Raw genomic sequence first — 12,793 nt, 5'->3', positions numbered from 1 at the left:
GATGTGCCGCCACCTGGTCTACCTGGGACCACCGGTGACCCTGCGCGAGGTGCTCTTCGATCCGCCGTACTCGCTGCTGCGTCAGTCCTGGGCCCCCCGCGACATGCGCGGCGGGGGGACGATCAACGCCGACGGGTTCGGTGTCGGCTGGTATCCGGGCGACGGCCCGCCGGTGCGGTACCGGCGGGCGCAGCCGATCTGGAGCGACCCGACCATCGCCGACCTCGCGGCCGTCACCTCGACCACGGCGGTGCTGGCCGCGGTGCGTTCCGCCACGGTCGGCATGGCGGTGATCGACGGCGCTGCCGCCCCGTTCACCGAGGGCCGGTGGCTGTTCAGCCACAACGGCGTGGTGCGCGGCTGGCCGGACTCGATGGTGCCGCTCGCCGCCGAGCTACCCGTACGCGACCTGCTCACGCTCGACGCGACGACCGACTCGGCGCTGCTGTGGGCGTTGGTGCGGCACCGGCTGCGCGCGGGTGTCGCGCCGGAACAGGCGGTCGCCGAGACGGTTACCCGGGTCGCCGCCGCGGCCCCCGGTTCCCGGCTCAACCTGCTGCTCACCGACGGGCACACGGCGGTCGCCACGACCGTCGGGCACGCGTTGTCCCTGCGGACCACACCCGCATCGGTGCTGCTCGCCTCCGAGCCGCACGACGACGAACCGGGCTGGCGAGAGGTGCCGGACGGCCAGCTCGTGCAGGCCACCGCGACCACGGTGCGCCAGCGGGCGCTCGCCGGGCCCTGAACCACCGGGACGAACCGATCAGCATCACCGAAAGGAAGCAGATGAGCGCCGAACCGCTGGAGATACACCTGGACGACCGGGACGTCGCCGACAACCTGCGTCGGGACGTCCGTGTGGGGCTGAGCGCCGAGGCGAAGTGGCTGCCCCCGAAGTGGTTCTACGACGCTCGGGGCAGCGAACTGTTCGACGAGATCACCCGGCTGCCGGAGTACTACCCGACCCGGGCCGAGCGGGCCGTGCTGGCCGAGCACGCGGCCGGGATCGCCGAGTTGACCGGCGCGAAGACGCTGATCGAGTTGGGGTCCGGGTCGTCGGAGAAGACCCGGCTGCTCCTGGACGCCTTCACCCGTCGGGGCGGGCTGGGCACCTTCGTCCCGCTGGACGTGTCGGTCAGCGCGCTGCGCGCCTCCACCGCCGCGCTCGCGGCCGACTACGCCGGGCTGCGGGTACGCGGCATCGTCGGTGATTTCACCCGTGACCTGCATCGGCTGCCGGCCGGTGGGCGACGGCTGGTGATCTTCCTCGGCGGCACCATCGGCAACCTGTTGCCGGCCGAGCGGGCCGAGTTCCTGGCCCGGATGCGGGCCGCCCTGGAGGTGGGGGACTGGTTCCTGATCGGCACCGACCTGGTCAAGGACCCGTCGGTGATCGTGCCCGCGTACGACGACGCGGCGGGGGTGACCGCCGAGTTCAACCGCAACGTGCTGCGGGTGCTCAACCGGGAACTCGGCGCCGACTTCGATCCGGAGGCGTTCGACCATGTCGCGCTCTGGGATCCGGAGCAGGAGTGGATCGAGATGCGACTGCGGGCGCAACGACCGATGCGGGTCCGGGTGCTGGACATGGCTGTCGACTTCGCCGCCGGTGAGCAGTTGCGGACCGAGGTGTCGGCGAAGTTCCGCCCCGAGGGGATCGCCGCCGAACTGGCCGCGGCCGGGTTGCCCGCGTACCGGTTCTGGACCGACCCGGACGGCCTGTTCGGGGTGACCCTGGCCCGCGCCGACTGACCCCGCCCGGGCCTGTCCCGCGACCCGTCCGCTCGGGCTCCGCCGTCAGCCACCCCACCCGGTCGTCCGACCGGGGCGGGGTCGGCTAGGCTGGGCGCAGCGAAGGGGAGTAGCCCTCAACATCGTGGTCGACATACTGGTGCGTTCCGCATCCGGCCACGAGGCCTCGCGCAGCGAGGCGGGCGAGACCTTCGACCCAGGCTGTACAGCCGGGTCGAGGGCATCCCCGTACCTCCTCCCGGCCTGATCCGGAAGGACGTCATGGAGGGGTTCCTCGTCGCGCTGGCGGTCAGTTTCGGCGTGATCTTCGTTGCGGAGCTGGGAGACAAGTCCCAGCTCATGGCGCTGGCTTTCGCCACCAGATATCGCACCATGCCGATTCTGATCGGCATCACCGTGGCCACCGCCGTGGTGCACCTGGCCTCGGTGGCCATCGGGTACGGCCTCGGCTCGGCGCTGCCGACCGGCTGGATCTCACTGCTGGCGGGTGCGGCCTTCATCGGCTTCGGGCTGTGGACCCTGCGGGGTGACAGCCTCACCGAGGAGGACAAGCGCAAGGCCGCCCGGGGCGGCAAGTCCGCGGTGCTCACCGTCGGTGTCGCGTTCTTCCTCGCCGAACTCGGCGACAAGACGATGCTCGCCACGATCACCCTGGCCACCCAGTACGGCTGGTTCGGCACCTGGGTCGGTTCGACGGTCGGCATGGTGGCCGCCGACGCGCTCGCCATCATCGTCGGCCGCCTGCTCGGCCGGAAACTGCCGGAACGGACCATCAAGTACGGCGCCGCCGCGCTGTTCGCGATCAGCGGCATCTGGTTGATCATCGACGCGCTCAGCGAACTGCTCTGACCGGCCGCCCCGGCACCGACTACCCAGGTGTTGGCCGGGTAAGGCGCCGAGGTGGACGTCGCGGGGGCGCTCGACCGCGGTCACCATCTGGTGGTGACCGCGGTCGAGTTCGTCGGCGTGGTGGTGATCGTCGCCGGGGTGGCCTGGGCGCTGGTGCAGTTCCTCATCGACGGGCTGCGGCACCGCGACACCGCGATGTTCACCCGGATCCGGCTGACCCTGAGCCGGTTCCTCGTGCTGGGCCTGGAGTTCCAGCTGGCGGCGGACATCCTGCGTACCGCGCTGTCGCCGACGTTCGGGCAGATCGGTCAGCTCGCCGCCGTCGCGGCGATCCGTACCGGCCTGAACTACGTCCTGCGCAAGGAAATCGAGCAGGGACAACAGCAGGTCGACAGGCGCCGGGAAGCGGCCCGATGATCGGGGCCCGGGAGGCTCAGCCGCCGGGCCGCTGGTAGACGTCCGGCACGCCGTCCTGGTCGAGGTCGACCTGCTCCTTCAGGGCGATCATCCGGTAGACCCGGTTGCGGCGGACCAGGACCACGCTGGCCAGCAGCGCGGAGATCAGCGATCCGGCCAGCACCGCGGCCTTCACGTTGGCGCCCGCCTCGCTGCCGGCACCGAACGCCAGCTCGCCGATGAGCAGCGAGACGGTGAACCCGATGCCCGCCAGCATCGACACACCGAGCAGGTCCGACCAGGTGATGTCCTCGTCGAGACGGGCCCGGGTGAACCGGGCCAGCAGGAACGTGGAGCCGAGGATGCCGACGGTCTTGCCGACCACGAGACCGAGCACGATGCCGATCACGATCGGATCGCTGACCACCGCACCCAGGTCGGCGCCGCGCAGCGAGACCCCGGCGGCGAAGAACGCGAAGACCGGTACGGCGAAGCCGGCCGAGATCGGTCGCCAGGTGTGTTCCAGGCGCTCCGCGAGGCCCGGCACGGGGCGGCCGTCGCGGCTTTTGCCGGCGAGCACCGGCACGGTGAAGCCGAGCAGCACGCCGGCCACCGTGGCGTGCACGCCGGAGGAGTGCACCAGGGTCCAGGCGACGAGCGCCAACGGGATGAGCGCCCACCACCAGGTGCGCCGTCGCTGCACGAGCAGCGCGAACAACGCGATGGGCGCGACGGCGCCGAGCAGCGGGAGCAGGTTGAAGTCGTCGGTGTAGAAGATCGCGATGACGGTGATCGCGAGCAGGTCGTCGACCACGGCCAGGGTGAGCAGGAAGGCACGCAGCCCTTGCGGCAGGTACGCCCCGATCACCGCCAGTACGGCCAGCGCGAAGGCGATGTCCGTCGCGGTAGGGATGGCCCAGCCACGCAGTCCCTCGCCACCGGCGGTGAGGTTGACGGCGACGTAGATGAGCGCGGGCAGCGCCATGCCGCCGACCGCGGCCACGACCGGCAGCGCGGCCCGGCGTGGGTCGCGTAGCTCGCCGGCGACGAACTCGCGTTTGAGTTCGAGGCCGACCACGAAGAAGAAGACCGCCAGCAGACCGTCGGCGGCCCAGGTGGCAAGGTCGAGGTCCAGGTGCAGCGTCGAGCCGCCCGGCCACGGCACCCATCGCCCCAGCTCGGTGTAGGTGTCCCCCCACGGGGAGTTCGCCCAGATCAGCGCGATCACCGCACCGACCAGCAGGAGGGCGCCGCCGACGGTCTCCGTGCGCAGGACGTCGGCGAGGAAGCGGGCCTCCGGCCAGGAGGTGCGGGAGAAGAGGCGGCGCACGCCGCGGTGTGGCGGGCGTGGGTCGTGGTCGGTCATGCGCGGATTCCACCTGTCGATCGGGGCGTAACGGTCTCATCGCCGACCAGACTTCCCGGCACACCGGCCACGACCTTATCCCCTGGCGACGGCGGGCGCGAGGGCGGCGAACGGGCGACACCACCCGGCGGCCGCTCGTCGATGTCTCCCTGTGGAAACCGCATCTTTTCCGGCGAGAGGGCGATTCCGACGGACGCTCGGTCCGGTTGGGCAGTGGGGGAGCGGGTCACCGCCAGGAAAACGCCTAACTCCGGACACAGGCCACATAAGCCGCTTTAATGGTTTCACGAGATTCAGTCGACCTTGGGGGTTTTCGTGAAGTTCTTTGGCGTTACCGGGCCGATCCGGAGGCGTGCCTGATGGACCTGTTGCGCCAGCTGCGCCTCGTGCGGCAGCACTGGTGGATCGTCCTGGTCACCGTCATGGTGGCGCTCGGGGTGACCGCCTTGATCACGGTCCGGGCGCAGCCCCGCTACGTCGCCTCGGTCACCTTCTTCGTCACCACCCCGAGCCAGGGCGTCACCGACGCCTACCAGGGCGGCCTGTTTCTCCAGCAGCGGGTCAAGTCGTACGCCGAACTGCTGACCAGCGACCGCCTGGCGCAGAGTGCCGCCGCCGATCGGCAGGTCGGGCTGACCGCCGAGGAGATCCAGCGTCGGGTCAGCACCTCCACCGAGAACGGCACCGTCCTGCTGCGGGCCTCGGTGACCGACACCGACCAGGCGCGGGCGCTGCGAGTCACCGAGGCGCTGTCGGCGAACTTCGTCGAACTCGTCCAGAAGGTCGAGACCAAGCCGGACGGCTCGGCCGGTCCCATCAAGATCGAGGTGGTCAGCGGACCGCGCGTCACGCCCAGCCCGGTCTCCCCGCAGCCGGTCCGCAACACCGTCATCGGGGCCCTGCTCGGCCTGCTCGCCGGTGTCGGCCTGGCGGTGCTGCGCGGGATGGCCGACGTCCGGTTGCGCGACGCCGCCGCGTTGCGGCGGGTCACCGGCAGCCCGTTGCTCGGTGAGATCCCGCTGGACGGCAGCGCCCGGGTGGCCCCGCTGATCGTCGGGGACGCCGCGACCTCGGCCCGCGCCGAGGCGATCCGCAAGCTGCGGACCAACCTGCGCTTCGTCGACGTGCACGAACCGGCCCGGGTCATCGCGGTCACCAGCGCGCTGCAGGGGGAGGGCAAGACCACCCTGTCGTGCAACCTGGCGATCGCCCTGGCCGAGGCGGGCTGGCGGGTGCTGCTGGTCGACGCCGACCTGCGTCGGCCCAAGGTCGGCCACTATCTGGGCGTCGACTCCGGGGTCGGGCTGACCGACGTGCTGGTCGGCGACGTGCACGTCGGGGACGTGGTGCAGCGGTGGGGCGACAAGTCCCTGCTCGTACTGCCCAGCGGCTCCGCACCGCCCAACCCGAGCGAACTGCTCGGCTCCAAGGCCATGTCGGATCTGCTGCTGGCGCTGCGCGAGTCGGCCGACATCGTGATCATCGACACCGCCCCGCTGCTCGCGGTCACCGACGGTGTGGTGGTCGCCGTGCAGGCCGACGGTGCGCTGCTGGTCAGCCAGCAGGGACGTACCTCGCGGGCGCAGGTGGCCGCCGCCGCCCGGGCCCTGCACTCGGTCTCCGTCCGGCTGCTCGGCTGCGTGCTCAACATGGCGCGGGTGCCCAAGACCGACGCCTACCAGTACGAGGCCTACCGAGTGGTGACGGACGCCGCGGCGACGTCGGCAGCGCGGTCCTCGGCCGGCCGGCACGCCGAGCGCCGAGGCGCAGCCGAGCCGGTCGACCACACCCAGGAACTCACCCGGCTGTCCCGATGAGCACCGCCAGTGGTCGCAGCGACCGTTCGATCTCCTCCGCGCAGCGCCGGAACTGCTCCGGCGTACCGGCGACGGGGTCGGGCAGGTCGTCGTCGTCGCCGGGAGCGGGTTGCAGCCGCGCCCGAGCCAGCGTGGCGGCGGTGACCGCGGCGGCCAGCGGATCGTCCTGCTCGGTCAGCGGCGGCTCGACGGCCGCGGCGAGGCGGCCGAACTGGCGCAGGGTGAATGTCCGATGCAGCGCGGCCGGCGCCATCGAGGTGCAGACCGAACGCTGGCGCCGGGTCGCGGTCAGCACCAGCACCGCGTCGGTGAGGTGCTCCGGGGCCAGCCGTCGGGTGCGGAAGGTCTCCGGATCCGCACCGGCCTCGGCGACCACGTCCGCCGCGTACGGGTGCATGGCCCGGCCCGCCACCGCGTCCGTGCCGGCGCTGGCCACGGTCACCGGCAGCCCGGCGAGCATGCGCCGCGCGGTGTACTCGGCCATCGGTGACCGGCACAGGTTGGCGTGGCAGACGAACAGAACTCCGTTGACCATCGGGAACCCTCTCGACGAGGCGGTCGCACAGGCTGGCGCCGCAACGAAGGACGGCCGCCACCGGCACCCGTCCCGGGAGGGGTTGCCGGCATCGTACGCAGCAGCGGTGCCCCTCGTCGCGGACGCCGCGCCGGGTCGGGCGAGGGCGGGGGTGTCCCGGTGCGCATCGGCATCCTGAGCTACCACTTTCCGCCCGAGCCCGCGTTCATCCCGGGCAGCCTGGCCGAGGAGCTGGCCGCGCGCGGCCACGAGGTGCGGGTGCTGACCGGGTTTCCGGACTATCCCGGCGGTCACGTCTACCCGGGCTGGCGGCAGCGCTGGCGGCACGAGACCCGCAGCCGCAACCTGACCGTACGCCGGGTGCCCCGCTACAGCACGGGTGACGGGGGTGTCCGGCCCCGGATGGCGTCCTGGCTCTCCTTCGCTGCCAGCGCCGGGTTGGTCGGGCGACGCTACCTCGCCGACGTGGACGTCCTCTACGTCCATCAGCCACCGGCGACGGCGTTCGCCTCGGCGACGCTGCTGCGGCTGCTCGGCGGCAAACCGGTCGTGCTGCACGTGCCGGACGTGTGGGCGGAGCAGGCCCCGGACGACACCGACGACGGCCGCTGGGCGGCCCGGGTACGCGCCGCCATGACCCGGACCTACCGGGCCGCCAGCGCGATCGCGGTGAGCACGCCGTCGTTGCGCGACGCGGTGGTCGCGGTCGGCGCCGATGAGGCCCGGGTCCAGGTGGTGCTCAACTGGACCGACGAGCGGATCTTCCGGCCCGCGCCGGCCGGCTCGGCCGCACGGGGACTGGTCCGCCGCGACGAGCGGTGCGTGGTGATGCACGCCGGCACCATCGGCGCGCGGCAGGGGCTGGAGACGGCGGTACGGGCGGCGGCAGCGCTGGAGAACACCATCGATCTGGTCCTGGTGGGCTCGGGTGCGCACGAGCGGCGGGTGCGGGGGCTCGCCGCCGAGCTGCGGGCCGACAACATCCGCTTCGTCGACCGGCGTTCGCCGCTGGACATGCCGGAGCTGTACGCCGCCGCCGACTACCAGCTGGTCATGCTGCGGGATCTGCCGGCGCTGCGCAGCACCGTGCCGGACAAGCTCCCGGCGGCCCTGTCCTGCGCGGCACCCGTGGTGGCCTCGGCCGGCGGCGACACCGCCACGCTCGTGGAACGAGCCCGGGCGGGACTGTCCTGCCCGCCGGAGGACTGGGCCAGCCTGGCGGACCGGTTCTGGCTCGCTGCGCAGATACCCCCGCCCGCACGGGCCGAGATGGGCCGCCGCGGCCGGGAGGCGTATCTGCGGGACATGTCGCTGCCGGGCGGCGTGGATCGGATCGAGCGACTCCTGCGGGAGGCCGCGGCGGGCGAGTCGAGGGGCGGAGCGGATACGTCGAAGTCCACCCTCATTACGGCCGAATGAGTCTATTACCGCCATAAAACGGTCACCAGCTGTTAGAACTATGGTGCCTTCTGTCCAAATCGCCAGGAGTGAGGTAAGTGTGACGGACAGTGAAAGTCCGCGTCGGCGGCGGAGTCGATCCCGCCGACGGCGGCGTGCCCGACTGCGTCGCGTCCTGCTCACCTCGCTGGTGGTCACCTCGTTGGTGCTCACGGTCGGCGGTTGGGTGGGGTTCCGGGGCTGGCAGGCCCGGGCGCACCTGGTCAACGCCGCCGGCTTGGCCAGCGAGCTGAGCAGCCACCTGGTCGGCGGGGACACCGCCCGGGCGCAGCGCACCCTCGCCGCGTTGCAGGAGCAGTCGGGTGCGGCCCGCCGGGCCACCGGTGATCCGGGCTGGTGGCTGGGCCGGCAGGTGCCGTACGCCGGCGGCAACCTCACGGCCGTACGGCAGATCTCCATCGCCATCGACGACCTGGCCCGGCAGGCCTTTCCGGCGCTGCTGGAGGTCGACCTCGGTGGCCTGGTGCCCCGCGAGGGCCGGCTGGACGTCTCCGACCTGCAAGCCGTTTCCACCCAACTTGCCGAGGTCGACGCGACGGTGCGGCGCACCCGGTCGGACCTGCTCGCCATCGACGACGATCGGCTGATCGACCAGGTCCGCGAGGCGGTGGTCCGGCTGCGGGACGAGATCGACAAGCTCGCCGACCTGACCTCCGCCGCGGACCGGGCCGGCCGGCTGCTGCCACCGTTGCTCGGCGCCGACGGCCCACGCCGCTATCTGCTGGTGTCGCAGAACCTCGCCGAGGTGCGCGCGACCGGGGGCATGTTCGGTGCGTACGCCCTGATCGAGGCGAACAAGGGTCGGCTCAAGATGGGCTCGCAGGGCAGCTCGGCGGGCTTCGGGGCGTTCACCAAGCCGCTCAAGGTGCCGGCCGAGGTGAAGGCCCTCTGGGGTGACCTGCCCGGCATCTATCCCGCCGACGTCAACCTGACCCCGCATTTCCCGACCGCTGCCGCGCTCTACCGCGACATGTACCGGCGCAGCGCGCAGGACACGGTCGACGGGGTGCTCGCCGTGGATCCGGTGGCGCTGTCGTACCTGTTACGGGTGACCGGCCCGGTCCGGGTGCCCTCCGGGGTCGAGTTGACCGCCGACAACGCGGTGAAGACGCTGCTCAGCGACACCTACCAGCGGATGGAGCCGGCCGAGCAGGACGCCTTCTTCGCCGCCGCCGCCGGCTCGGTGTTCGACGCCCTGTTTGAGCGGAAGATTCCCCCAAGCGGGTTGCTATCCGCATTCGACCGTTCTATGACAGAACGCCGGATATTGTTCTGGAGTGCCCGTCCGGAGGAACAGCGGACGTTCGGCGACAGCCGGATGGCCGGGACGCTTCCGGAACAGGACGCGGTGCCGACCGTCGGTGTCTTCCTCAACGACGGCAGCGGCGCGAAGCTCGGCTACTACCTCCGGCAGAGCGCCGACCTGACGGTCGGTGAATGCCAGGGGGACGGCCGCCGCGAACTGAGCCTGCGGGTGACGATGCGCTCCACCGCACCGTCCTCCGGGCTCAGCGAATCGGTCCTCGGTCTGGCCAGATCGGGCGACCCGTACACCGTCCGCACCCTGGTCTCGGTGTACGCGCCGGCCGGCGGGGCGGTGCTCGACATCCGCCTCGACGGGGACGAGACCGTGACGGCCACCGGCACCGAACGGCGCCGGCAGGTGGCCACCGTGAACGTCGAGATCGGCCCGGGCGGGAGCAAGACCCTGGAGGTCTCCCTGCTCACCGGCAAGACGGACACGGGAGACGCCCAGCTGTGGCTGACCCCGACCACCGCCCCATGGACCACCCAAGTTGTTACCGCACCTAGCTGTTCACAGTAGGAGGGAACGAGAAATGCGGCTATCCCGCATCATCATGGCGCTCACGGTCGGACTGGCCGTAGTGGCCGTGCCGGCCGTGGCGGCGGCGCAGCCGCAGCCGGCGCCATCGCCCACCGTCACCGATCCGCCTCAACCACCGCCGTACCCGCCGAACCTGGTGACGACGCTGACGGTGAACCGGCCCACCATCTTCCTCGGCGAGACGGTGGTCATCACCGGCCGCAACTTCGGGCCGAACGAGACAGTCGACATCGTGGTGACGGCCCAGCCGCTCGCCGCGCCCGCGGCCGGCACCGCGCGTCGCAGCGACGGCAGCACCGTCGCCATGGCGCCGGTGGCCTTCCAGGCGGCCGCCGCGGTCGACCGTTTCACCGCCCGGACGAACGCCGCCGGCGTCTTCACCCGGCGGTACACGCCGCGGGTGACCGGTCTGCTCACCATCACCGCCACCGGGCGCGAGTCGGACCGCACCGCCTCGACCGAGCTGCGGGTGCTGCACAAGAAGAAGCCGCACCTGCCGGTCACCGGCAGCAGCCTGGGCACCCCGATGAAGGTCGGCGGGGGTCTCGTCGCGGTGGGCGGCGTGATGCTGCTCGGCACGATGCTCTGGCGGCGGCGTAACCGTTTCGGGACCGGTGGCGCACGCTGATCCCGCACTCCGGGCAACGCCCGGAAGCACCGTAGCCGGTGCCCGTCGGATGCTTCCGGCGGGCACCGGCCGTGTGCCGGTTCGACATTCGACCTCGCCGCCGACTGATCCGACCGGCCCTCTGCTGCGTGTCTGCTGGTAGGGGACCGTGGAAGGGGACTTGGCATGGGCGAGCAACCGCAGGACGCGAATGGTCCGACAACCCCGCAACCGACGCCGACGGCCGGATCATCGACCGATCCGGTGGTAAGCGACGAGGAGGCCACCGGCCGGACCTTCTCGGCCGGGGCGCGGCTGCTGGCCGCCGCCGCGGTGCTGGTGCTGGGACTCGGTGCGAGCGCCGTGGTGGTGATCCTGTCCGACCCGCACCGGCTCGGTCGGGTGTTCACCGGCGAAGGCCCCCGGCCGCAGGTCACCCCCACATCCTCCGGTGGGCTCGGTGGCGCGGCCCGCGCGGCGGCGCAGACCTCCGAGGAGATCCGGACGGCGCCGCTGGCCGGTCGGGAACGCGCCACCTTCGAACTGGTCGACGGCGTGACCCGGTTCGAACTGCGAATGGCGGACCTGGGCCAGGAGCTGTACCGGATCACCAGCCCGGCCGAATCCGACGCGCGGCCCCGCCCGGAGCTGACCGCCGACCGGCTCCGGCTGCGGATGCAACAACTCGCGGACGGCCCGGGGGAGGTGGAGGTGCTGCTCAACGCCCGGGTGATCTGGCAGGTACAGATCACCGGTGGCACCACCGAACGCCGACTCGATCTGACCGCCGGCCGGTTGTCCGGTGTGGAGTTCGCCGGTGGTGCCACCCGCACCGAACTGCGGCTGCCCCGCACCCGAGGCACGGTCGTGGTGCGGGTGACCGGTGGGGTGAACGTCTTCGACGTCACGGTCGCCGGTGGCGCGCCGGCGCGGGTACGGGCCAACGCCGGGGCCGGCGACGTGCAGGTGTACGACGAGCGCCGCGACGGGGTTCCGGCGGGGACGGTGCTCGGCTCGCCGCAGTGGGACCGCTCGGTCGACCGGGTCTTCCTGGACCTGGTCGCCGGGGCACACCTGGTCACCGTGCGCCGGGGGTGACGCCGGTCGGGCCACGTCGAGGACGAGGCGGGTCGGCGTAGAGTCGGCTCGTGGAGCCTACCGAGTCGATGCCGTCGCAGACCCGACCGCCCGGGGTGGCGACCGTCGATCCCGGCAGCGTCCTGCTGCCCGGCCACGACGTACCCCTGGGTCGCTACACCACGGTCCGGCGACTGCTGCCGCAACGCAGCCGGCGGATGGTCGGCGCCTGGTGTTTCGTCGATCATTTCGGCCCCGACGACGTGGCACAGCGCCCCGGCATGGAGGTGCCGCCGCACCCGCACACCGGCCTGCAGACCGTGACCTGGCTGCTCGACGGTGAGATCCTGCACCGGGACAGCCTCGGCAGCGTCCAACCGATCCGTCCGGGGCAGCTCAACGTGATGACCTCCGGCCACGGCATCGCCCACTCCGAGCGGTCGCCGGCCGACCATCCGCCGCTGATGCACGGCGTGCAGCTGTGGGTGGCGCTGCCGGACCCGGCCCGCTCCGGCCCGGCCGACTTCGCCCACCACGCGCAGCTGCCCCGCTGGCGCGACGGGGCGTTGGACGTGACGCTGCTGGTCGGGGAGCTGGGGGGAGAGCGGTCACCCGCCCGGGTGCACACCCCGCTGGTCGGCGCGCAGCTGGAACTGACCGGCACCGAGCCGGTCGGCCTGCCGTTGCGGCCCGACTTCGAGTACGCCCTGCTGGCCCTCGACGGCGCGGCGGAGGTCGACGGCGTACCCCTCGCCCCCGGGGCCCTGCTCTGGCTGGGCACGGGACGCACCCAGTTCACCCTGCGCGGCGCGGCGGGCACCCGGCTGATGCTGCTCGGCGGCACCCCCTTCGAGGAGCCGCTGGTGATGTGGTGGAACTTCGTCGGTCGCAACCACGAGGAGATCCAGGCCGCCCGCGAGGACTGGATGGCCGGCCGCCGGTTCGGCACCGTCGCCGAGGACCCGGATCCGCCGCTGCCCGCGCCGGCCCTGCCGACGGTCCGCCTCAAGGCCCGCGACCGGGCCGGCGGCTGGCGGGACTGACCGGCCACCACCGCAGGCGTGAGCGGCCCGGGCGCGGGTAGTAG

Annotated in this window: 12 protein-coding genes; 10 read left to right on the top strand and 2 right to left on the bottom strand. The window is 72.2% G+C overall.

Annotation, left to right across the window (positions count from 1 at the left end; translation table 11 throughout):
- The first annotated feature begins 1 nt into the window (after position 1).
- From egtC to JMF97_RS18175, 4 genes are all read left to right on the top strand, one after another.
- The gene (gene egtC / locus JMF97_RS18190; RefSeq protein ID WP_203222889.1) at positions 2–748 is read left to right on the top strand and encodes an ergothioneine biosynthesis protein EgtC; all 747 of its coding nucleotides are present in this window, start codon (positions 2–4) and stop codon (positions 746–748) included.
- 41 nt (positions 749–789) lie between these two features.
- On the top strand, positions 790–1,755 hold the full coding sequence (egtD, locus tag JMF97_RS18185; protein ID WP_203222638.1) for an L-histidine N(alpha)-methyltransferase: 966 nt from the start codon (positions 790–792) through the stop codon (positions 1,753–1,755).
- Between the two features lie 261 nt (positions 1,756–2,016).
- Positions 2,017–2,604 (top strand): TMEM165/GDT1 family protein, encoded by a 588-nt coding sequence (locus tag JMF97_RS18180; RefSeq protein ID WP_013734460.1) that lies wholly within the window; start codon positions 2,017–2,019, stop codon positions 2,602–2,604.
- A gap of 51 nt (positions 2,605–2,655) precedes the next feature.
- Positions 2,656–3,021, top strand: coding sequence for a DUF1622 domain-containing protein (locus JMF97_RS18175; RefSeq protein ID WP_203222637.1), 366 nt, complete (start codon positions 2,656–2,658; stop codon positions 3,019–3,021).
- 16 nt (positions 3,022–3,037) lie between these two features.
- On the opposite strand, the gene nhaA is transcribed toward JMF97_RS18175, so the two are convergent.
- Positions 3,038–4,366, bottom strand: coding sequence for a Na+/H+ antiporter NhaA (gene nhaA, locus JMF97_RS18170; protein ID WP_203222636.1), 1,329 nt, complete (start codon positions 4,364–4,366; stop codon positions 3,038–3,040).
- A 359-nt stretch (positions 4,367–4,725) separates the two neighbouring features.
- Here nhaA and JMF97_RS18165 point away from each other — a divergent pair, with 359 nt between their 5' ends.
- A complete protein-coding gene (locus JMF97_RS18165; RefSeq protein ID WP_203222635.1) occupies positions 4,726–6,183 on the top strand; it encodes a tyrosine-protein kinase domain-containing protein in 1,458 nt (485 codons plus the stop codon).
- On the opposite strand, the gene JMF97_RS18160 is transcribed toward JMF97_RS18165, so the two are convergent.
- A complete protein-coding gene (locus JMF97_RS18160; RefSeq protein WP_203222634.1) occupies positions 6,164–6,718 on the bottom strand; it encodes an arsenate reductase/protein-tyrosine-phosphatase family protein in 555 nt (184 codons plus the stop codon). The genes JMF97_RS18165 and JMF97_RS18160 overlap by 20 nt on opposite strands.
- Before the next feature lie 159 nt (positions 6,719–6,877).
- Between JMF97_RS18160 and JMF97_RS18155 the strand changes: the two genes are divergently transcribed.
- From JMF97_RS18155 to JMF97_RS18135, 5 genes are all read left to right on the top strand, one after another.
- Positions 6,878–8,137: a glycosyltransferase family 4 protein gene (locus tag JMF97_RS18155; protein ID WP_203222633.1), complete on the top strand. Its 1,260-nt coding sequence runs from the start codon at positions 6,878–6,880 to the stop codon at positions 8,135–8,137.
- Positions 8,138–8,216: 79 nt separating this feature from the next.
- Complete coding sequence (locus tag JMF97_RS18150) at positions 8,217–10,001, top strand: DUF4012 domain-containing protein (RefSeq protein WP_203222632.1); 1,785 nt, start codon at positions 8,217–8,219, stop codon at positions 9,999–10,001.
- Between the two features lie 13 nt (positions 10,002–10,014).
- A complete protein-coding gene (locus JMF97_RS18145; RefSeq protein ID WP_203222631.1) occupies positions 10,015–10,650 on the top strand; it encodes a hypothetical protein in 636 nt (211 codons plus the stop codon).
- Positions 10,651–10,815: 165 nt separating this feature from the next.
- A complete protein-coding gene (locus tag JMF97_RS18140) occupies positions 10,816–11,727 on the top strand; it encodes a hypothetical protein (RefSeq protein ID WP_203222630.1) in 912 nt (303 codons plus the stop codon).
- 50 nt (positions 11,728–11,777) lie between these two features.
- Entirely contained in the window at positions 11,778–12,749 is a 972-nt protein-coding gene (locus JMF97_RS18135) for a pirin family protein (RefSeq protein ID WP_203222629.1), read from the top strand.
- Positions 12,750–12,793: the final 44 nt, after the last annotated feature.

Origin of the sequence: Micromonospora fiedleri, assembly GCF_016774385.1 — a bacterium.
Classification (GTDB): domain Bacteria; phylum Actinomycetota; class Actinomycetes; order Mycobacteriales; family Micromonosporaceae; genus Micromonospora; species Micromonospora gifhornensis.
This window is presented reverse-complemented; position numbering and strand designations above follow the sequence as displayed.